Annotated in this window: 16 protein-coding genes and 1 pseudogene; 12 read left to right on the top strand and 5 right to left on the bottom strand. The window is 70.8% G+C overall.

The window, feature by feature from the left end:
- Positions 1 to 3: 3 nt before the first annotated feature.
- The 3 genes from ACZ7OO_RS27150 to ACZ7OO_RS27140 form a co-directional block, all read right to left on the bottom strand.
- On the bottom strand, positions 4 to 2,913 hold the full coding sequence (locus ACZ7OO_RS27150) for an ATP-binding protein (RefSeq protein ID WP_471508532.1): 2,910 nt from the start codon (positions 2,911 to 2,913) through the stop codon (positions 4 to 6).
- Between the two features lie 170 nt (positions 2,914 to 3,083).
- Positions 3,084 to 4,091: a (-)-alpha-amorphene synthase gene (locus ACZ7OO_RS27145; protein WP_471508530.1), complete on the bottom strand. Its 1,008-nt coding sequence runs from the start codon at positions 4,089 to 4,091 to the stop codon at positions 3,084 to 3,086.
- The gene (locus ACZ7OO_RS27140) at positions 4,075 to 5,532 is read right to left on the bottom strand and encodes a cytochrome P450 (protein ID WP_471508528.1); all 1,458 of its coding nucleotides are present in this window, start codon (positions 5,530 to 5,532) and stop codon (positions 4,075 to 4,077) included. Before ACZ7OO_RS27140 ends, ACZ7OO_RS27145 begins: the two co-directional genes overlap by 17 nt.
- 403 nt (positions 5,533 to 5,935) lie before the next feature.
- Between ACZ7OO_RS27140 and ACZ7OO_RS27135 the strand changes: the two genes are divergently transcribed.
- The 3 genes from ACZ7OO_RS27135 (at position 5,936) to ACZ7OO_RS27125 (ending at position 10,217) form a co-directional block, all read left to right on the top strand.
- Positions 5,936 to 7,438 carry an acyl-CoA synthetase gene (locus tag ACZ7OO_RS27135; protein ID WP_471508526.1) on the top strand — a complete coding sequence of 501 codons (1,503 nt, stop codon included), beginning with the start codon at positions 5,936 to 5,938 and terminating at the stop codon, positions 7,436 to 7,438.
- A 67-nt stretch (positions 7,439 to 7,505) separates the two neighbouring features.
- Entirely contained in the window at positions 7,506 to 9,059 is a 1,554-nt protein-coding gene (locus ACZ7OO_RS27130; RefSeq protein WP_471508524.1) for a purple acid phosphatase family protein, read from the top strand.
- Between the two features lie 321 nt (positions 9,060 to 9,380).
- Positions 9,381 to 10,217: an alpha/beta fold hydrolase gene (locus ACZ7OO_RS27125; protein WP_471508522.1), complete on the top strand. Its 837-nt coding sequence runs from the start codon at positions 9,381 to 9,383 to the stop codon at positions 10,215 to 10,217.
- Positions 10,218 to 10,224: 7 nt separating this feature from the next.
- Here ACZ7OO_RS27125 and ACZ7OO_RS27120 read toward each other — a convergent pair whose 3' ends face one another.
- Together ACZ7OO_RS27120 and ACZ7OO_RS27115 are read right to left on the bottom strand one after the other, a co-directional pair.
- Complete coding sequence (locus ACZ7OO_RS27120; RefSeq protein ID WP_471508520.1) at positions 10,225 to 10,530, bottom strand: hypothetical protein; 306 nt, start codon at positions 10,528 to 10,530, stop codon at positions 10,225 to 10,227.
- A 173-nt stretch (positions 10,531 to 10,703) separates the two neighbouring features.
- Positions 10,704 to 12,314, bottom strand: coding sequence for an acyl-CoA synthetase (locus ACZ7OO_RS27115; protein ID WP_471508518.1), 1,611 nt, complete (start codon positions 12,312 to 12,314; stop codon positions 10,704 to 10,706).
- A gap of 186 nt (positions 12,315 to 12,500) precedes the next feature.
- Here ACZ7OO_RS27115 and ACZ7OO_RS27110 point away from each other — a divergent pair, with 186 nt between their 5' ends.
- The 9 genes and pseudogenes from ACZ7OO_RS27110 to ACZ7OO_RS27070 all read left to right on the top strand — a co-directional run bounded on the left by ACZ7OO_RS27110 (position 12,501) and on the right by ACZ7OO_RS27070 (position 20,268).
- Entirely contained in the window at positions 12,501 to 13,301 is an 801-nt protein-coding gene (locus ACZ7OO_RS27110; RefSeq protein WP_471508517.1) for a crotonase/enoyl-CoA hydratase family protein, read from the top strand.
- Positions 13,302 to 13,313: 12 nt separating this feature from the next.
- On the top strand, positions 13,314 to 14,255 hold the full coding sequence (locus tag ACZ7OO_RS27105) for a Zn-ribbon domain-containing OB-fold protein (protein WP_471508515.1): 942 nt from the start codon (positions 13,314 to 13,316) through the stop codon (positions 14,253 to 14,255).
- Positions 14,252 to 15,352, top strand: a complete 1,101-nt coding sequence (locus ACZ7OO_RS27100) for a thiolase domain-containing protein (RefSeq protein ID WP_471508513.1) — start codon at positions 14,252 to 14,254, stop codon at positions 15,350 to 15,352. The genes ACZ7OO_RS27105 and ACZ7OO_RS27100 overlap by 4 nt, the downstream gene beginning before the upstream one ends.
- The gene (locus tag ACZ7OO_RS27095) at positions 15,349 to 16,515 is read left to right on the top strand and encodes a thiolase domain-containing protein (RefSeq protein ID WP_471508511.1); all 1,167 of its coding nucleotides are present in this window, start codon (positions 15,349 to 15,351) and stop codon (positions 16,513 to 16,515) included. Before ACZ7OO_RS27100 ends, ACZ7OO_RS27095 begins: the two co-directional genes overlap by 4 nt.
- A gap of 83 nt (positions 16,516 to 16,598) precedes the next feature.
- Positions 16,599 to 16,841: a DUF397 domain-containing protein gene (locus tag ACZ7OO_RS27090; protein WP_450766598.1), complete on the top strand. Its 243-nt coding sequence runs from the start codon at positions 16,599 to 16,601 to the stop codon at positions 16,839 to 16,841.
- A gap of 152 nt (positions 16,842 to 16,993) precedes the next feature.
- Positions 16,994 to 17,914: a universal stress protein gene (locus tag ACZ7OO_RS27085; protein ID WP_471508509.1), complete on the top strand. Its 921-nt coding sequence runs from the start codon at positions 16,994 to 16,996 to the stop codon at positions 17,912 to 17,914.
- 305 nt (positions 17,915 to 18,219) lie between these two features.
- Positions 18,220 to 18,863, top strand: a pseudogene (locus tag ACZ7OO_RS27080) (ATP-binding protein); the annotation flags it as partial.
- 527 nt (positions 18,864 to 19,390) lie between these two features.
- A complete protein-coding gene (locus ACZ7OO_RS27075) occupies positions 19,391 to 19,714 on the top strand; it encodes a hypothetical protein (protein WP_471508507.1) in 324 nt (107 codons plus the stop codon).
- 56 nt (positions 19,715 to 19,770) lie between these two features.
- Positions 19,771 to 20,268 (top strand): glycosyltransferase family protein, encoded by a 498-nt coding sequence (locus ACZ7OO_RS27070; RefSeq protein ID WP_352221697.1) that lies wholly within the window; start codon positions 19,771 to 19,773, stop codon positions 20,266 to 20,268.

Raw genomic sequence — 20,268 nt, 5'->3', positions numbered from 1 at the left:
GCCTCAGAGGTGCCGGTGAGGGTGGTCCTCCAGGAACCCGGCGAGGCCGGCGGCGTCGGTGCCGATCTTGCGGTAGACGCGGGACAGCAACTGCCGAACGCCCTGCTCGGTGAGGCGCAGCTCCTTGGCGACCACGGCCACCGGGTGGCCCTGGACGGTCAGTTCGGCGGTACGGAGTTCCTTGGCGGTCAGCGTGTCCGCCTGCACATAGCGCAACGGCAGCGGGCGCAGCCCGGCCGTCGAGAGCTCCCCCCGGGCCCGGGCGGCGAGCGCCTCGGCCCCGCAGTGGACGGCACCTTCCAGCCCCTGGTAGAGCCGTTCGGCGGCCTCCTGCAGCCGCCCGTTGCGGGACAGCGCGGCACCGTGGCCGACCTGGGCGCGGGCGAGTTCGTAGGCGGCGGGCGACTGCTCCAGGTGGTCGACGGCCTCCGCGTACAGATCGACGGCCGCGGGCCCACCGGTCACCTCCGCGAGGGTGTGCAGGGCCTGACCGACGGTGGAGGCGGCCCCGAACTCCCGGGCGCGCCGTACGGCTTCCTGGGCGTGATGGACCGCCTCCTGGGGGGCGGTTGGGGCGAGCGCGGAGGCGAGCCGCAGCTGCCACGGGCACCAGGCCGGGTTGCGCCAGCCCCGAGCGTCCAGCCAGTCCCCGACCGAGGACAGCAGCAGCACCGCCTCGGCATGCCGTCCTTCCGCCAGGAGCAGTTCCGCGTAGACGGTGCGGGGGTCTGGGTAGATGACGGCGTTGACGGGTGCCTCACCGAAGTGGTGTTCGTCGGCGAATGCACGTGCTTCGGCGATGCGCCCGCGGGCCAGCAGGGTCTTGATGAGAATGCTCACGCCGAACCACTGGGCGGCCACCACCCCGTCCACCTTGTCGGCGATACGCAGACCCTCCCGCACCAGGTCCTCGGCTTCGGCCAGGCTGCCACGGCGGTAGCGGATGTATCCGGCGATCGTCTGGCCGAAGGCCAGGTGGGAACCGTGCCAGCCCTTGGCCACGCATTCGGCGATCCCTTTGCTGAACAACTCCTCGGCCCGTTGCGGCTGGTCCCCGTACACGAACACCAGGGCGACGGAGACGGGTACCTCGAACCCCCGGTTCTCGTCGGTCCAGCTCATACCGCCGCACAGGGCCTTCCCGGCATACGCGAGGGATGTCTGCCTCGGTTCGCCGCGCATGGCGGCATCCCAGGACCGCAGTCCCAGGATGTAGCGTTCCTCCAAGCTGCGACCGGGCAACTGCTCGGCCAGACGGGCCAGTGTTCGGGAGCGGGCAGGCGAGTCGCCGTCGTCGGGGCGGACCATGCTCCAGACGAACTGATCGGCCTGCATCCGCAGTTTGACGCGCGGATTCGTGGCCTGCCGTGCCTCTTCGGCGGCCACGGTCACGGCATCGGCCAGCTGATCGGTGTGGGCCATGGCCGTCGTCAGCCGATAGACGATGGAGGCGCGCAGATCGGGGTCGACATGGGGCTGCGCCAGCGCTTGGCGCAGGTGCCTCACCGTGGCAGTGGGTTCGATCAGGAACGTGGCGCAGGCGAGTTCGTGAAGTACCGCGGCACGGTCCTCGGGCAGGGGTGGCTCTTGCAGCGCGCGGGTCAGCAGACGCCGGGCTGCCTCGGTGGCCCCGGAGCGAAGGTATTCGCGCGCGGCCTCGCGCAGACAGGCGACGGTCTCGGGACGGTCGTCGCAGGGGACTTCCAGGAGGTGCCGGGCGGCTTTGGTGGGGCCGTATCCCGCGGCCAGGACGGCCTGCGCGGCGGCGTTGTGCAGACCGGTCCGGAATCCCGTGCGGATGGACCGGTAGATGGTCGTGGCGATCAGAGGGTGAACGAACTCGAGCTCACCCTCGGGGCCGTGGCCGTCGGCCAGGATCCGGGCCGTTCGCAACTTCTCGGTCGCCTCGGCGACGGCTTCTTCGCCGAGCACCGCGATGGTCGCGGCGACCTGTGGTGAGAAGGGCGAACCCAGTACGGCCGCGGTGTGCGCGAAGCGGACGGTCGTTGTGCCGAGTCGTTCGAGACGCTCGATCAGTCCCGGGCCCTTGATCGTCGCGGCCAGCTCACGCATGGCGGGCAGGTCGCCGTCGGTGCCGCTCAGTTTCCGTTCGGCGAGTCCGATGGCGAGCTCCACCGCCTCGAAGGGGCTCCCGCCGGTGGCTGACCAGCATTCCTTGCAGAACTGGTCCTCGGCTGCCTCTCCGATCTCGTTCCTGACGATCTTCGCCACGCCATCGGGGGTGAGCAGCGCAAGGTTGTGGGGGCGATCCCCGTGATCTCCCACGAGCGTCCGCAGTTCGGTCGGCTCGGACGGCAGCTCGTCGGGCCGGTAGGCGACCACGATCAGCAGGGGGAGGTCGTCGACCCGTGGCGCGAAGGAGGCGAGCCAGCTCAGTGACTCCAGGTCCGTCCAGTGCAGGTCGTCCAGGAGCAGGACGATCGGAGCCTTCCTCACCGCCAGGCGCGTCATGACCCAGTCGAGACCTTCACGGACTCCTGTCGGGTCCGGCGCGGGGGCGGGCCCCTTCGCTTCGAGACCGAGGACGGCGGCGACGGTGTCGTACCAACTTCCCAGGAAGCCGTGGAGTTCGGTCTCGTTCATCCTCGCCAGTGAGGGCTGCATCAACTGGCGTACCACGCGGAACGCCGAACCCTGTTCCGTCTCGCCGCCCCGGCCCGACAGTACGGTGAACCCGTGTGCCGCGGCCCGGGCGCGAGCTTCGGTGATGAGTGCGGTTTTGCCCAATCCGGCCGACCCGGTGAAGGCGAGCCGTCCCTTGCGCCGCGCTCGTGGCATGCCGTCGGTGGCGCGGCGCAGCTCCTGGAACGCGGCATCGAGGGCTTGAAGTTCCCGTCGGCGCTCGATCAATGTCGGTTGGTCAGTGATCGGTTGCCGCGGCTCCGTTGCCATGTGCCGTACCGCTTTCTGTAGTTCGGCCCAGGAGAGCCGAGCGTACGCCCAGACCAGGTACGGCAGGTCGGATTGGGCACCATAGGGTGAATCATGAACTGCGGGAGGGACAATGTCCGATCTCCGGGTATAGGGTCCCGGTGACCCTGTCGCCGGGCGCTTCAGGTGCCCTACGAGACGGCGGGCACCGACACCACGTCGGCGTAGCGCGGCACGGTGCGGGACCAGTGGTAACACCCGGGGATCCAGCCGATCATGCCCTCCAGGTAACCCACACCGGCGGCGCTCAACTCCGGTTCGATGGCTTGACGGAGCTCCTGGAACTCTTCGATCGTGCCGTTGATCTGCTGAACGGCCCGGAGGACGGCGGTCTGCAGAGAGCATCGGTGTTCGCGCTGGCACGCCAGGGCCAAGTTGATCATTTCGCCCGCACGCTGCTCCTTCACAGCGGAGAACAGGTCGGCCGTCCACACGGCCGCGTCGGCCGACAGCCGACTGAGTCGTGCTACATCGGGGTGGTGGAGTTCGGCAAGCGGCACTTCGAGGGGCTGGGCCGCCTCGTACAGCGGGTAGAACGGCTCGACTCCCGCGGTCAGTGACCGTATGGAGGTGCAGTCCGCGGAGCGCACGAGGAAGGGGTCGTCCTGGGCCACCGCTTCGTACAGCAGCCCGTGCACGTACTCGCGGCTCTTCCAGGCCCACCGCGCGGCCTGTGCCGGTGTGCACCGTTCCCGGACCTGTCGGTGGAGATCGGCCAGAGCCGCTCCGAGGGGAGTGCTGGGAGGCTGGCCGTCCCGCAAGATCGCAACGCTCTCGCACAGCATGGGCAGCAGCCTGCCCGGAGAACACCGCCCGACGTCCTCCGCAAGGTCGTCGAAAACGAACTGATAGGCGATCTGGGCGGCCACGATCTGGAGGAGATCACAGTCCACAGCCGGGCTGGTGTAGGACGCGAGTTCGGCCGGCCGAGTATAAGCGATCATCTCCGCCACACCCGGTTCGCCGGTCAGGCCCCACCTGCTCAGCCATGCGTCGACGCCGGCCGCGGCCTCGGCTTCATGGGGGTTGCGCTGGAAGGGGAAGGGCATGTGGAGGTGGGCGTCGATCAGGTCCCGGAGGTTGGCGGCCGGGGTTTCGTCCAGTACACCGACCGTGATGTCCTCATGTGTTGCCGACAACGTGATCACCTGCCGTTCGGGAGTCCGATACGCGAGGGGCGGCTGCGGCTCGCGGCGCCGCGCCTGAAGGCATGCTGGAACGGGCTTCGCAGGCCATGACCAGGGAACGCGGGCCCAGCGTGATCGCGGGGCGCGGTGGCTGTTCGGCGGAGCCGGGCAGGTGGCGCAGGCGCAGGCGGCCGGCGATGGTCGCGAGCGCCAGGGTGACCTCCACCATGGCGAACTCGTCGCCGAGGCATTTGCGGTTGCCCGCGGAGAACGGCATCGTCGCGCGGCGCTGTGCGGCGGTGGGCCGCCCCGGCAGCCAGCGGTCGGGGTCGAAGCGCTCGGGGTCGGGGAACCACGACGGATCGTGGTGCAGGAGGTAGGGGCTGTAGAGCACGGTGGCTCCCTTGGGCAGTCGGCACCCGGCGAGTTCCGTCTCCCGGGTGGTGACGCGGGTGAAGAGCCAGCCGGGCGAGGAGTGGCGCAGCGTCTCGGAGACGACGCACCGGGTGTGGACGAGGTGCGGCAGATCGTCGGGGCCGGGCCGGCGGCCGTCGGGGAGGACGGCGTCGAGTTCGGCGTGCAGGCGGCGCTCCGCCTCCGGATGGCGGGCCAGCAGGTTGAAGACCGCGGCCAGAGCCAGTGCCGATGTCTCGGCGCCGGTGAGCAGGAGCGTGATCAGGTGATCGTGGATCTCCTGGTCGGTTATCGCCGCTGCGCCGCCGTCGTCACGCGCGGCCGCCAGCAGCGTTCCGAGCACGTCGTCACGGTCGGTACCGAGCCGGCGCTTCGCGATCGCCGTGTCGATGATCGCGTGCAGACGGGAGAGGGCGCGCCGATAACGACGGTTGGCGGGGGTCGGAAGGCGGAAGAGGGCGTCGACCGGGACGACCGTGCGCAGGAACAGGCCACGGACGACGTCCGCGAGACAGTCCCGCACCTCGGCGGTCGTCGTGTCGTCCAGTGAGTCGGAGAGCAGGACCCGGCTGATCACCCGGGTCGTGAGGGTCATCATCGCCTCGGTGACGGGAACGGTCCCGCCCGCCTGCCACGCCTCGCACACCGACTCGGCCTCCTCGGTGACGAGGTCCGTGTAGGCGGCGACGTGGGAGGGGCGGAAGGCCGGTTGCAGCAGCCTGCGCTTGTCCCGGTGGGCCGGCTGGCGGCAGGTGACGAGACCGTCGCCCATCAGGTTCCCGAGCCTGTCGTAGAGCGGGCCCCCCTTGTCGAAGGTGTGCGGATCCATGAGCACCTCGTGGGTCAGCTCCGGGTGGCACACCATCCAGGCACGCTGGGGGCCCAGCCGTATCTCGACCAGGTCCCCGTGTGCGGGCAAAGAATTGAGAAACGCAAGCGGCCGACGGTATAAGGCGATACCGTGACCGAGGAGAGGGAATATGCCGGGAGCAGTACCTGTCGTCCATGTTCGTTTTTGTTCAGGCACGACACGGTTCATGAAAACCTCCTGCCCGGTGCTACACGTGAAATGAGTGAACGTGCTCCGGACTTGGTGTCCGAGACGAGTCCTGCCCAGGTTTCACGTTTCTCGGTTTCCCGAAACCCTTCTCCAAAGGGGCGCACGGAAGCACGCTGAAGCAGAGTCCCCATGTTCTGAACGACTGTTGATGCATTGTGCATCAACCGGGATTTCCCTGCGTCACTCACGTGTGGTCCCGCCCCATGGGGAACGGGACCGCACGCGCTCAGCTTTCGTGCGCGCGGGCGGAATTCAACGCGGGGGACGCAAACGTCTGTGCCTCCCGACGTCGTTGCAGGAAGATGTGGTTGAGCGCGGGTGTGTGCGGGCGCGGTTCCGTGGTGCTTGACCTGCCTGGGCGACGGGCCGAGGATCATGAGTCATGACGCAGGGACAGGGCAGCACGGTTGACGGGGTACTGCGGCGCAGCGCCCGGCGCACCCCCGCGCGGGTGGCGCTGGAGTACGGCGAGCGCCGGTGGACGTACGCGGAACTCGACGACGCCGTCTCCCGGGCGGCGAGCGTACTGCTCGACCAGGGCCTCGCCCGCGGCGACCGGGTCGGTACCTACGGGCACAACTCGGACGCGTACCTGATCGCCTTCCTGGCCTGCGCCCGGGCCGGCCTGGTGCATGTGCCGGTCAACCAGAACCTGACCGGCGACGACCTCGCCTACATCGTCGGCCAGTCGGGCAGCTCGCTGGTGCTGGCCGACCCACGTCTGGCCGGTCATCTCCCGGACGGGGTGAGGGTGCTGCCGCTGCGGGACGCCGACGGCTCGCTCCTCGCCCGGCTCGCGGCCGCGCCGCCGTACGACGGTCCCGAACCGCGTACCGAGGACCTGGTGCAGTTGCTGTACACCTCGGGGACGACGGCGCTGCCCAAGGGCGCGATGATGACCCACCGGGCGCTGGTGCACGAGTACCTGAGCGCGATCGCCGCCCTCGACTTGAGCGCCGGGGACCGGCCCGCGCACGCGCTGCCGCTCTACCACTCCGCCCAGATGCATGTGTTCCTGCTGCCCTACCTGGCGGTCGGCGCGACCAACATCGTCCTGGACGGCCCCGACGGCGACACTCTCTTCGACCTGATCGAGGCCGGACGCGTGGACAGCCTCTTCGCGCCGCCCACCGTGTGGATCGGGCTGTCCAACCGGCCCGACTTCGCCTCCCGCGACCTGGGCGGACTGCGCAAGGCCTACTACGGTGCGTCGATCATGCCGGTGCCCGTCCTTGAGCGGCTCCGTGAACGGCTGCCGAAACTGGCCCTGTTCAACTGCTTCGGGCAGAGCGAGATCGGGCCCCTGGCCACCGTGCTGGCGCCCGAGGAGCACAAGGGGCGGCTGGACTCCTGCGGCCGTACCGTGCTGTTCGTGGAGGCGCGGGTGGTCGACGAGGACGGCGAGGACGTGCCCGACGGCTCGCCCGGCGAAATCGTCTACCGGTCACCGCAGTTGTGCGAGGGGTACTGGGAGAAGCCCGAGGAGACCCAGGAGGCCTTCCGGGACGGCTGGTTCCACTCCGGTGACCTCGCGGTGCGCGACGCCCACGGCTACTTCACCATCGTCGACCGGGTGAAGGACGTCATCAACTCCGGTGGCGTACTGGTCGCTTCACGACAGGTCGAGGACGCCCTCTACACCCACGAGGCCGTCGCGGAGGCCGCCGTGATCGGCCTGCCCGACGAGCGGTGGATCGAGGCGGTCACGGCGGTCGTCGTGGCGCACGGCGAGGTCGGTGAGGCCGAGCTGATCGCCCATGTGAAGGAGAAGATCCCCGCCTTCAAGGCACCCAAGCGGGTGCTGTTCGTGGACTCGCTGCCCCGCAACGCCAGCGGCAAGATCCTGAAGCGGGAGCTTCGGCAACGGTTCGGTGACGCCTCATGAGGATCCAAGAAGTCTGGTTCCATACCTTGCGCGGCTTCCGGTACCACGTCCGCCGTTCACTGGGGGAGTGCACATAGCAGACATGCGCTGCTGCCTCCCCGTCCCCCTTGGCGCACTCGCGGGCATACCCGGCCCCTGCGAGATGCTGCGCTCCGGTTTCCTGCTCGCACCCGCTCTGCTCCGGTCCGCCACCGCCCCCGCGCCCCGTCACCCCCACCTCCTCGCCGCCGTCCACCTGGAACTGGTCACCCTCACCGAGGACCGCGCCGTCATCACCTGGCACACCGCCCTGCCCGGCACCGACGACGGCACCGGCCGTATGCTGCCCGCCGTCACGGAGGGCGAGGTCGTCTACGGCACCCATCCCGCCCGCCTCAACCGCACCGTGGGCGAGGACCGGCCCACCGCCCACCACCATGTCGAGCTCACCGGCCTGGAGCCGGACCAGACCTACTACTACCAGGCCCGCTCCCGGGGCGTGCCCGCCGCACCCACCGCGCTGCACCTGGTGCGCGGCAACGCGGCCGGCACCTCCCGGCACGGCCTCGGCTCGCCCGGCGGCCCCTACTCCTTCACCACCCCGCAGCCCCCGCCCGGCCGCCATCTGCTCTCCCTCGCCCTCTGCAACGACCTGCACATCGGCGAGACCGTCGCCGGTCTGGTGGCCGGTGTGCCCTTCCTGCGCGGAGTGGCACAGGGGGCCGGACTCACCGCCTATCCGGAGCTGATGAGCCGCGCCGTGGTGGACGAGGCCCGCAGCCGCGGGGCCGACCTGCTGCTGGCGGCCGGTGACATCTCCGCCGGCGGCGGACCGCGCGACCTGGCGGAGGCCAGACGGATCCTGGACGGCTTCGGCACCCACCGGCGGGACTACTTCGTCGTCCGCGGCAACCACGACCGCAACGCGAAGGAGGGCGACACCTTCCGCCGCGCCTTCGGTACACCGGACGGTCCCGGCTACTTCGAGCACGACGTGGGCGGACTGCGGATCATCGGGCTCGACACCTACGACAAACGCGGGAACGGCGGCGACGCGGGCGGCCTCGGCGCCGAGCAACTGTCCTGGTTCCGGCGCCGGTTGCGCGCCCACCGGGAACAGCCCACCGTGGTCTTCGGACACCATCCGCTCACCGTCCGGGACGCCCTCTTCCCGGTGAGCCCCGCACAGCGCCTCGGCCGCCGCCAGGCCCGCGCGATCCTCCGGGCCTATGCCGCCGCCCCCGGTGTGTTCCTCCACCATGTCGGCCACACCCACCGCAACAAGCGCACCCATGTGCCTCTCGCCCCCCAGGTGACGCTCCAGGAGGTCGGCGCCGCCAAGGAGTACCCCGGCGGGTTCTTCCTGCTGCGGATCCACTCCGGCGGCTACGCGCTCAACTTCTTCCGGGCCCGCGCCGCCGAGGCCATGGAGTGGAACGAGCGCAGCCGGCGCCAGGCCGGGGGACTGTGGCCGTACCACGCGCTCGGCCGCACGGTCGCCGACCGCAACAGCGTGGCCGTCCGCGACCTGTCCGGCATCAGCCGCCCGGCACAGCTGTCCGCGCCGCCCCGTTCGTCCCAAGGGATGACGGCCGTCCCGAACCCCCGCCTGGACGTGGCCCAGCGAACGGCGCCTCCGTAGCGTGGGTGCATGTCGGCCCTCCGTGAACTCATGCACGACTGCATCCCTGACGACCACGCCCGCCAGGTCACCTCCCGCTACTACCTCGACGAGGCCATGAGCTCGTCGCGGGCACCGGACCGGGTGGTCGACCTCGGGTGCGGGCGCGGTACGGCCGGGTTCTTCCGGGGCCCTGGTGAACCCGCGCAAGCTCACCTTCTGCGGACAGTTCGCGTTCCGGGTGAGCAAGCCGGGACCGAACGCCTGACACCGCCGCCCGCACGGGTGGGGCCCCTTGAACTCCGTTGCGATACGGCGCCGCCGTCCCCCATGATCAGTGGCATGCCCACCTTCACCGCGGCGGACGGGACCCGCCTCGCCTACCAGGTCAGAGGGGAGGGCGAACCGCTCGTCGTGGTGCCGGGCGGCCCCATGCGTGCCTCCGACTACCTCGGGGACCTGGGCGGCCTGGCCGCCCACCGCCGGCTGATCCTGCTCGATCTGCGGGGGACCGGCGACTCCGCGGTGCCCGCCGACCCCGCGTCGTACCGCTGTGACCGGCAGGTCGACGACGTGGAGATGTTGCGGGCCCACATAGGGCTCGACCACATGGACGTACTGTCGCACTCGGCGGGCGCGAGCCTGGCGATCCTGTACGCGGCGGCCCATCCGCACCGGGTGCGGCGGCTCGCGCTGATCACCGGCAATCCCTCGGCGCTCGGCCTGAGGACCACGCCCGAGGAGCGGCTGACGGCGGCCCGGCAGCGGTCCGGGGAGCCCTGGTTCGACAAGGCGTTCCCCGCGCTGGAGGCATGGCTCACCGGCACCGGGGACTTCGACGAGGCGTTCATGCCCTTCTTCTACGGCCGTTGGGACGACACCGCCCGGGCCCATGACGCGGCCGCCGAGGAACAGACCAACGACGAGGCAGGCGAGCGCTACTTCGCCGAAGGCGCCTTCACACCCGGCGCCACCCGGACCGCCCTGCGCGCCCTCACCGCCCCCGTCCTGCTGTACGCGGGCGAACTCGACGGCGGACCCAGCCCGGCGCTGGCCCGGCGGGCCGCCGAGGCCTTCCCGAACGCCGAGGTCACCGTCCACCCCGGCGCCGGTCACTACCCCTGGCTCGACGACCCCGAAGGGTTCGTCCGCCGTACCCTCGGCTTCCTGGACGCCTGAGCCGCGCTCAGTCCCGCGGCCCGAACGCCTTCAGGGAGCGCGTGCGGAACTGGTTCATCGCCCAGATCGGGGCGTCCCCGGCCGGCTTCAGACCCGGCGTCCAGCCAACGCCGGCGACCCGGGCCAGGACCTTCCGGTCATGGGCGACGATCGTGATCGGGACGTCCCTGCGCGGGCTGCCCGCGACGACCTCCGGGCGGGGCTGGTGGTCGCCGAGGAACACCAGGACCGTGTCCTGGTCGGCGTAGCCCCGTATGAACCCGAACAGGCTGCGCAGCGAGTACTCGACGGAGTCCCGGTACTCGGTGCGCACGCGCTCCGTGTCCTTCCAGACCTCCGCCGGGTCCTGCCCGCCTTCCGGATCGGCCCGGAGACCGAGCCGTCGCCCAGATGCCGTCGTGACACCGTGTGCGTGATCCATGTCGAATCGTGCGCACAGAGTGCGGCCCCCCGGACCGCCGCGCCGCGGTGGTACACCCGTGCGTCCTACCGGTCGGCGGCGACCGCCACCTCCCGCGCCCACCGGTAGTCCGCCTTGCCGCTCGGCGACCTCTGGATGGACTCGGTGATCACCAGCTGACGGGGGATCTTGTATCCGGCCAGCTGGGTACGGCAGTGGGTCTGGATGTCCGTGAGAGAGGGCCGCACGGCGCCCTCGCGCAGCTGCACCACGGCCGCCACATGGTTGCCCCACTTGGCGTCCGGCACCCCGGCCACCAACGCGTCGTACACGTCCGGATGGGACTTCAGGGCCTGCTCGACCTCCTCCGGGTAGACTTTCTCGCCCCCGGTGTTGATGCACTGCGAGCCCCGGCCGAGCACCGTGACGACACCGTCCTCGTCGACTGTTCCCATGTCGCCGAGGAGCACCCAGCGCCGGCCGTCCTTCTCGAAGAAGGTCTCGGCCGTTTTCCGCGGGTCGTTGTAGTAGCCGAGCGGCACATGGCCGCACTGCGCGACCCGGCCGATCTCGCCCGGCGCGACCGGCTCGTGGGTGGCCGGGTCGACCACCTGCGTACGGGAGTTGACGCGGACGCGGAACCGGCTGCCGGCCCCGGAGCCGTTCGTCGCGGTGCCGTTGAAGCCGGACTCGGAGGATCCGAAGTTGTTGAGCAGCATGCAGTTCGGGACGAGTTCGCTGAACTGCCGGCGCACCGTCTCGGAGAGGATCGCACCGGAGGAGGAGACACTGAACATGGAGGAGCAGTCGGTGCCCTTCAGCGGCCCCCTCAGAGCGTCGATCAGCGGGCGCAGCATCGCGTCGCCGACCAGGGACATGCTGGTGACCTTCTCCTTCTCGACGGTCCGGAGCACTTCCTCGGGCACGAACTTGCGGTGGATCACCACCCGTTGCCCGAAGTTGAAGCCGATGAACGTCGTGAGGGTCGACGTGCCGTGCATCAGCGGGGGAGTGGGGAAGAAGGTGATGCCGGTGCCGCCCGCCGCGACCCGCTCGGCCAGCTCCTGCGGCCGCTTCACCGGCTCACCGGTCGGCGCACCACCGCCCAACCCGGCGAAGAACAGATCCTCCTGACGCCACATCACACCCTTGGGCATCCCGGTGGTGCCGCCGGTGTAGATGATGAACTGGTCGTCCGCCGAGCGCGCCGCGAAGCCCCGCCCGGGCGAGCCCGCCGCCTCGGCCTCCGCGAAGGACACGGCCTTCGGGCCCGAGTCCGGCTCGCCCACCCGCACCAGGTGCCGCAGCTTCGCCGCCCGCGGCAGCGCCGCCGCCACGCGGTCGCCGAACTCCGCGTCGAAGACCAGCGCGACCAGGTCGGCATCCTGGTAGAGGTACACCAACTCCTCTTCTACATAGCGGTAGTTGACGTTGACCGGTACGACCCGCGCCTTCAGGCAGCCGAGCACCGTCTGGAGGTACTCGACCCCGTTGTAGAGGTGAAGCCCGAGATGCTCGCCCGGGCGGATCCCACTGTCCACCAGGTGGTGGCCGATGCGGTTGGCGGCCGCGTCAAGCTCCGCGTAGGTCAGCCGCCGCTCCGCGCCCGTGCCGGGGTGGTCGAGGTACACGAGCGCCTCGCGGTCCGCGGCCACGTCGACGACCGACTCGAACAGATCGGCAAGGTTGTACTCCACCGCTCCTCCTGACCCCGGCAACCATGGCGAAGAAAGGCGCACTTGTCGGTTCGCCGGTCATCAGAGCAAAGGGCGCGGCAAGTGTGAAGGGTTCGCGCGAAGAAATCTGACTGTCTGTCAGAAAACCCTTGAAGTGCCTCCCGCCCTACTGCAACCTGTTCTCGTTCCGGCAGAGGGGAGAGGTCCATGGGCGGGACGGAACACCTCACCGTACGGCGCGAGGGCGGCACACTGGTGCTCACGCTCAACAGGCCCGAGGCGAAGAACGCGCTGTCGATCTCCATGCTCGTCGGCCTGTACGACGGCTGGATCGAGGCCGACGAGGACGACACGGTCCGCTCGATCGTGCTCACCGGAGCCGGCGGCGCCTTCTGCGCCGGGATGGACCTCAAGGCGCTGGCCGGAAAGGGCATGGCGGGCGAGCACCTCCGCGACCGGCTGACGGCCGACCCGGACCTGCACTGGAAGGCGATGCTCCGTCATCATCGCCCACGCAAACCGGTGATCGCCGCCGTCGAGGGTTACTGCGTCGCGGGCGGCACCGAGATCCTCCAGGGCACCGACATCCGGGTCGCGGGCGAGTCCGCGACCTTCGGGCTCTTCGAGGTCAGACGGGGGCTCTTCCCGATCGGCGGCTCGACGGTCCGCCTGCAACGCCAGATCCCGCGCACCCACGCCCTGGAGATGCTGCTGACCGGACGGCCGTACACCGCCCGCGAGGCCGCCTCCGTCGGGCTCGTCGGCCATGTCGTCCCGGACGGTGGCGCGCTCGACAAGGCTCTGGAGATCGCCGAACAGATCAACGCCTGCGGCCCGCTGGCGGTCGAGGCGGTCAAGGCCTCCGTGTACGAGACCGCGGAGCTGACCGAGACCGACGGGCTCGCCGCCGAACTCAAACGCGGCTGGCCGATCTTCGACACCGCCGACGCGAAGGAAGGCGCCCGCGCCTTCGCGGAGAAGCGGCCGCCCCTCTACAAGCGCCACTGAAGGAGACCGGGCATGCCCGAAGTCCTCAAAGCCCCGCTCGTCGTCGAGTTCCCCTTCACTCGCTCCCTCGGACCCGTCCAGAGCGCCTTCCTCACCGGCCTGCGCGAACGAGTCGTCCTCGGCGTGCGGACCGGCGACGGCCGCACCCTCGTCCCGCCCGTCGAGTACGACCCGGTCACCGCCGAGGAGATCCGCGAACTGGTCGAGGTCGCCCCCACCGGCACCGTCACCACCTGGGCCTGGAACCACGAACCCCGCCGCGGCCAGCCCCTCGACACCCCCTTCGCCTGGGTCCTGGTCCGACTCGACGGCGCCGACACCGCCCTTCTGCACGCCCTTGACGCCCCTGGCCCCGATGCCGTCCGCACCGGCATGCGGGTCCGTATCCGCTGGGCCGCGGAGCGGTCGGGGGCCATCACCGACATCGCCTGCTTCGAACCGTACGACGGCGCGGCGGCCGAACCGACCGGCCACAGCGGCGAGTTCGAGGACGCCGTGCACGGCATCGTCGCCCACGCCCGCCTCGACTACACCTACTCGCCCGGTCGCGCCCAGTCCGCCTACATCAACGCCCTCTCCACCCGGCGGACCTACGGCGAGCGCTGCCCCTCCTGCCGCAAGGTGTACGTCCCGCCGAGGGGTGCGTGCCCCACATGTGGGGTGGCCACATCAGAACAGGTCGAAGTAGGTCCCGGGGGCACGGTCACCACCTTCTGCATCGTCAACATCAAGGCGAAGAACCTCGACATCGAGGTGCCGTACGTCTACGGGCACATCGCCCTCGACGGCGCCGGACTCGCCCTGCACGGCCGGATCGGCGGCATCCCCTACGACCAGGTGCGGATGGGCCTCAGGGTCGAGCCGGTGTGGACCGAGGGGGCCCGCTACCCCGACCACTACCGGCCCACCGGCGAACCCGACGCGGACTACGAGACATACAAGGAGCTGCTGTGACCAGGGAGGAAGCATCCGGCGCCCGGGACATCGCCGTCGTCGCCTTCGCGCAGACCGACCACCGGCGCACCAGCGAGGAGCTCTCCGAGGTGGAGATGCTCATGCCGGTCCTGCACGACGTACTCCAGCAGACCGGTCTGCGCACCGCCGACATCGGCTTCACCTGCTCCGGCTCCAGCGACTACCTGGCCGGCCGCGCCTTCTCCTTCACCCTCGCCCTCGACGGCGTCGGCGCGTGGCCGCCGATCTCCGAGTCGCACGTCGAGATGGACGGCGCCTGGGCGCTGTACGAGGCGTGGACCAAGCTGCTCACCGGCGACGCCGACACCGCACTCGTCTACTCGTACGGCAAGTCCTCACCGGGCTCGGTCCGGGACGTGCTCACCCGCCAGCTCGACCCCTACTACGTGGCCCCCCTCTGGCCGGACTCCGTCGCCCTCGCCGCGCTCCAGGCACAGGCCTTGATCGACGCGGGCGAGACCGACGAGCCCGCGCTGGCCGCCGTCGGCGCCCGCAGCCGGGCCGACGCCGGTGCCAACTCCCATGCCCAGTTGCGGGGTCCGGTGCCCCAGGGCGACTACCTCGTACGACCGCTGCGCACCGGCGACTGCCCGCCCATCGGGGACGGGGCCGCCGCGGTGGTCCTCGCGGCCGGGGAACGGGCCCGCGAGCTGTGCTCCCGGCCCGCCTGGATCCGGGGCATCGACCACCGTATCGAGGCGCACAGCCTCGGCGTCCGCGACCTGACCGACGCACCGTCCGCGCGGCTCGCCGCCGAGCGGGCCGGCGCCTTCGAACGGCCCGTCGACACCGCAGAGCTGCACGCCCCGTTCAGCTCGCAGGAGGTCGTCCTCCGCAGGGCGCTGCGGCTCGGCGACGACGTACGGGTGAACCCGTCCGGCGGGGCCCTCGCCGCCAACCCGATCATGGCCGCCGGGCTGATCCGCATCGGCGAGGCAGCCGCCCGCATCCACCGCGGCGACTCCGACCGCGCCCTCGCCCACGCCACCTCGGGGCCCTGTCTGCAGCAGAACCTGGTCGCCGTACTCGAAGGGGACCCACTGGAGAGCCCCTCTCAGGAAGGGGATCCGCGATGAGCAAGGAGCCCGTGGCCGTCGTAGGGATCGGCCAGACCAAGCACGTGGCGGCCCGGCGGGACGTGTCGATCGCCGGACTGGTCCGGGAGGCCGCGCAACGCGCCCTCGACGACGCCGAGTTGGCCTGGGCCGACGTCGACGCAGTCGTCATCGGCAAGGCACCCGACTTCTTCGAGGGCGTGATGATGCCCGAGCTGTACCTGGCGGACGCTCTCGGGGCGGTCGGCAAGCCCATGTTGCGGGTCCACACGGCGGGGTCCGTCGGCGGCTCCACGGCACTCGTCGCGGCCAACCTGGTCGCCGCCCGCGTCCACTCCACCGTGCTGACCCTCGCCTTCGAAAAGCAGTCCGAGTCCAACGCCATGTGGGGACTGTCCCTGCCGATCCCCTTCCAGCAGCCGCTGCTGGCGGGCGCGGGCGGTTTCTTCGCCCCCCATGTGCGGGCCTACATGCGGCGTACCGGCGCCCCCGACACGGTCGGCTCGCTGGTCGCCTACAAGGACCGCCGCAACGCGCTCAAGAACCCCTACGCCCACCTCCACGAGCACGACATCACTCTGGAGAAGGTCCAGGCGTCCCCCATGTTGTGGGACCCCATCCGCTACTCGGAGACCTGCCCCTCCTCCGACGGCGCCTGCGCCATGGTCCTCACCGACCGGGCCGGAGCCGCCCGCTCCCCGAAACCGCCCGCCTGGATGCTGGGCGGCGCCATGCGCAGCGAACCCACCCTGTTCGCCGGCAAGGACGCCGTCTCGCCGCAGGCCGGCAAGGACTGCGCGGCCGACGTCTACCGCCAGGCCGGGGTCGCGGACCCGCGCCGGGACATCGACGCCGTCGAGATGTACGTACCGTTCTCGTGGTACGAGCCCATGTGGCTGGAGAACCTCGGCTTCGCCGAGGAGGGCGAAGGCTGGAAACTCACCGAATCGGGCGTCACCGAACTCGACGGGGACCTCCCCGTCAACATGTCGGGCGGTGTCCTCTCCACCAATCCGATCGGCGCCTCCGGCATGATCCGCTTCGCCGAGGCCGCCCTCCAGGTGCGTGGCCTGGCCGGAGAACACCAGGTGGACGGCGCCCGCAAGGTGCTCGGGCACGCCTACGGCGGCGGCTCCCAGTTCTTCTCGATGTGGCTGGTCGGCGCCGCGGCCCCCGACTCCTGAAAGGTCCCCTTCACGTGGCCTGTTGAGTGCCGGAACCGAAAGCTAGGCTGGCCGCGGACGACGAATTCGGGAGGAGCACGGACGTGGCCGAGAGCACCATCCAGCAGCAGTCGGTACTGGGCTGGGACAAGCCGGAGCTGGACCTCAGCGAGGCGGAGTGGCAGTCCAGCAGCCGTGGCCTGGGGGATGTCCAGATCGCCTTTGTCGAGGGATTCATCGCGATGCGCAACAGCGGCCGCCCGCAGAGCGCTTCCCTCATCTTCACCCCCGCCGAATGGGGCGCCTTCGTGTCGGGGGCCCGGGAGGGCGAGTTCGACCTGACCTGAGCGCCGCCTCCCCCCGGTTCCGCGGCAGAGAGGTGAACCGGGGGGTGTTCCGCAAGGATTTCCGGACACGTGACCGGCAGCGCCCTTCCGGGGCCGCCGCCTGCGACAGGCTGGCCCCGGACAGGAAGGTCGTATTCCGGAGGTGGGCAACGATGAGCACTGCGCCGGTCATCGCGGCTGTGGACGGTTCGGACGACAGCCTGCGCGCCCTGGACTGGGCCCTTGACGCGGCCCGCCGACGGGCCGCGCCGCTGCGGGTGGTGCATGTGCGCCAGTACGCCGCGTGGGGGCAGCCGGACGTGCTGGTCGCCGGGGAGCCCGACGCGGCCGGCGACCCCGTCCTCGACGAGGTCCGCGACCGGCTGGCCGCCGACGCCGTGGGACCGGTCGCCGACTACCCGGCCGTCGAGTACGTCGCCCTGGAGGGCGCTCCGTCCGCGCTGCTGCCCGAACTGGGCTCCGACGCCCAGCTGCTGGTGCTCGGCTCCCGGGGCCGCGGCGGCTTCGCCGGCCTGATCCTGGGCTCCAACGGCATGGCCGCCGCCCGCGACGCCCGGTGCCCGGTGGTCGTCGTACCCCGGCCGGGGCGGGAGGTGCACGACGAGCTGCCCGCGCAGCCCGGGCCCCGGGTCGTCGTCGGCGTGGACGTGGACAGCCCCGACGACGCCACCCTCGCCTTCGGCTTCACGGAGGCCACGTGGCGCGGCGCCCGGCTCCAGGTGATCGCCGCCTACCCGTGGCCGGTCCAGTTCTGGGCCACGGCCGGGGAGCTCGCCCCGCCGACCGTCGACCAGGACGAGGTCGAGCAGGAGACCCGCACCCTCGCCGAGGGCTTTCTCGCCCCGCACCTCAAGGAGTACCCGAACGTGCGCGCCGAGGTGCTCGCGCTGCCCGGAGACGCGGCCGGCGCCCTGGTCGCCGCCTCCAAGGACGCCGAACTGGTCGTCGTCGGCCGCCACCGCAGGCGCCTGCTCGCCCCTGCCCGCATGATGGGCTCGGTCACCCAGGCCGTCCTGCTGCACGCGGCCGGCCCCGTCGCGGTGATCCCGCCGTCGCCGTCCGAAGAGTCCTGAAGTGTCCCGTCAAGACCCTCGGGTCAGTAACCGTCAGTAGGGGGTGGACCACGCTCATCGAGCGTACGCTGAACTGCCTGCAAGCCACGGTGCGCGCGCTCCCCGCGCTCGCACATCACCGTGGCGGGGGGTGGTCATGGGACAGCGGGTCCTTCGCAACCGACGGACGCTCTACGAACGTGAGAGCGAACTCGCTGTCGTGGACGAGGCGTTGGCCGAGCTCACCGGTCTGAGCGTGGACAGCGCCACACCGGCCGACCGACCGCTCGGCGCAGTGCTGGCCTTCGCCGGCCGCGCCGGCATCGGCGAGACCGCTCCTCGGTTACGTCCGCTACCGGCGCGGCCGCCTCGCCGAGGCCGAGGACCTGGTCCGCTCCGGACTGCGCCTCGCCGAACGCGTCGGCCCCGGCACCCCCGTCCACTGGTACGCGGTCGGCACCCTCGTCCAGACCCTCCTCGCCCGCGGCCGTACCGACGAGGCGACCCGGCTCGCCGAGGACCACTCCTTCCACGAGCCCTTCCCGGCGGCCGTGGTCTTCCCCGACGTCCAGACGGTCCACGGTGAACTGCTCCTCGCCCGTGGCCTCCCCCAGGACGCGGCGGCCGAGCTCGCGGCCGCGGGTCGCCGCCTCGAACCGCGCGGCATCCGCAACCCGGCGTGGTGCCCCTGGCAGCTCCACCTGGCCCGCGCCGAAAGCCACGACACACCCGCCGCGCCCTGGCCACGGCGGCGGAGGTCTCCACCGGCCAGGACCGCCTGACCTACCTGAAGGAGGCGGTGACCCACCTGGAACGCTCCCCGGCAGCCTACGAACTCGCGTGCGCGCTGGTAGCCCTGGGCACAGCGCTCCACGCCCCCGCCCACCTCCGCAGGGGCCTGGAAACAGCCGAACAGTGCGGGGCGGACGGCCTGGCGGACGAGGCACGAGCCGGACTGGCAGCGGCCGGGACGGCGACTTTGTAGTGTCCTGTGCCGACCTTTGTAGTGTCCTGTGCCGACCGCGGACGGCACGGGATGCGGGATGGTGCGTTTCGTTGGAACGTGGTCGTGTCCGCCCACGGGCTGAGGAGGGAGAATGAGCGGCCTGCTCTCGGAGGTTCTCGACGCTCACGGCGGCGTCAAGCGGTGGGAGCAGCTGACGACCGCGACGGCCACCATCGTCAGCGACGGCGAACTCTTCGCGTCCAAGGGTCTGCCTCAGGACCTCCAGCCGCGCCGAATGACAGTCAGCTTGCATGAGGAACGCGCGTCGGTGAGCCCCTTCGGCTCCCCCGACCAGCACACCGACTTCACGCCCGGCCGGGTGGCGATCATGCGGAGTGACGGCACGGTCGTGGCCGAGCGTCTCAACCCGCGCAAGTCGTTCTCGGGGCACGTCCTGGACACCCCCTGGGAATCCGCTGGAGCGTGCCTATTTCAACGGCTACGCGCTGTGGACGTACCTGACCACACCGTTCTTCATGATCATGGACGGCATGACCGTGGCGGAAGGGGAGCCGTGGACCGAATCCCCGACCGAGCGCTGGCGCGGTCTCCGGGTCACGTTCCCGGACGGCCTCGCTAGCCACAGCACGGTCCAGGACTTCTACTTCGGGGACGACCTTCTCCTCAGAAGGCACGACTACCACGTGGACATCGCCGGCGGCTTCGCGGCCGCTCAGTACGTCACCGACATCGAGGAACGGGACGGCATCAAGTTCCCGGCCCGGCGTCGCGCGTATCTGCGCGGGCCCGACGGACGTCCCGACCACGATCACGTCATGGTGAGCATCGACCTGAGCGACGTGCACTTCTCCTGACGCTCCCAGAAGGCGCGGCGGTGGGGAAAGCCCCGCGGCCCCGTACCATGGACCGCATGTCGTTCCTCCGTCGCCGCAGCGCCACTCCCGCCGGCCCCGACTTCGACGTACTGGCCATGGACCCGGGCGACTGGCCCGGCAACCTCGGCGCCGGGCTGCTGCCCGCCCCCGACGGCACCTGCCAGGGCGTCTTCCTGCGCTACGACCTCTTCGGCGGCCGCGGCCCCGCGATGATCATCGGCAACCTCCCCGAGGGCTCCCCGGCCCGCGAGGTCGCGGAGGACGAGATCCCCTTCGAGGTCGGCCAGCTCCTGCTGGCGCTGGAGAACGACGAGGACGTCACCGTCGTGGGCACCGAGGACATGCCGGTCCTGCAGGGCGACAACCTGCTGATCGTGCGCCGGCTCAAGCTCTCCGAGAGCCGGATCTCCTGCGTCCAGTTCGACCGCAGCGACGGCGTCCTCGTGACCATCGCCGCCTGGGACCGCCCGATCACGGACGACCTGTACGCCCTGCTGAAACCGCTCCCGGCGGAGCTGTTCCAGCAGGGCTGA

Source organism: Streptomyces sp. NPDC111744, assembly GCF_055634995.1.
Note: the sequence above shows the minus strand (reverse complement) of the source record. Positions and strands in the feature narration are given on the sequence as shown.

What these genes read in the sequence shown, in the direction of transcription:
- ACZ7OO_RS27150 (WP_471508532.1), bottom strand. Translation starts at nt 2,913, where the DNA reads ATGGCAACGGAGCCGCGGCAACCGATCACTGACCAACCGACATTGATC.
- ACZ7OO_RS27140 (WP_471508528.1), bottom strand. Translation starts at nt 5,532, where the DNA reads ATGAACCGTGTCGTGCCTGAACAAAAACGAACATGGACGACAGGTACT.
- ACZ7OO_RS27135 (WP_471508526.1), top strand. Translation starts at nt 5,936, where the DNA reads ATGACGCAGGGACAGGGCAGCACGGTTGACGGGGTACTGCGGCGCAGC.
- ACZ7OO_RS27125 (WP_471508522.1), top strand. Translation starts at nt 9,381, where the DNA reads ATGCCCACCTTCACCGCGGCGGACGGGACCCGCCTCGCCTACCAGGTC.
- ACZ7OO_RS27110 (WP_471508517.1), top strand. Translation starts at nt 12,501, where the DNA reads ATGGGCGGGACGGAACACCTCACCGTACGGCGCGAGGGCGGCACACTG.
- ACZ7OO_RS27105 (WP_471508515.1), top strand. Translation starts at nt 13,314, where the DNA reads ATGCCCGAAGTCCTCAAAGCCCCGCTCGTCGTCGAGTTCCCCTTCACT.
- ACZ7OO_RS27095 (WP_471508511.1), top strand. Translation starts at nt 15,349, where the DNA reads ATGAGCAAGGAGCCCGTGGCCGTCGTAGGGATCGGCCAGACCAAGCAC.
- ACZ7OO_RS27085 (WP_471508509.1), top strand. Translation starts at nt 16,994, where the DNA reads ATGAGCACTGCGCCGGTCATCGCGGCTGTGGACGGTTCGGACGACAGC.
- ACZ7OO_RS27075 (WP_471508507.1), top strand. Translation starts at nt 19,391, where the DNA reads ATGACCGTGGCGGAAGGGGAGCCGTGGACCGAATCCCCGACCGAGCGC.
- ACZ7OO_RS27070 (WP_352221697.1), top strand. Translation starts at nt 19,771, where the DNA reads ATGTCGTTCCTCCGTCGCCGCAGCGCCACTCCCGCCGGCCCCGACTTC.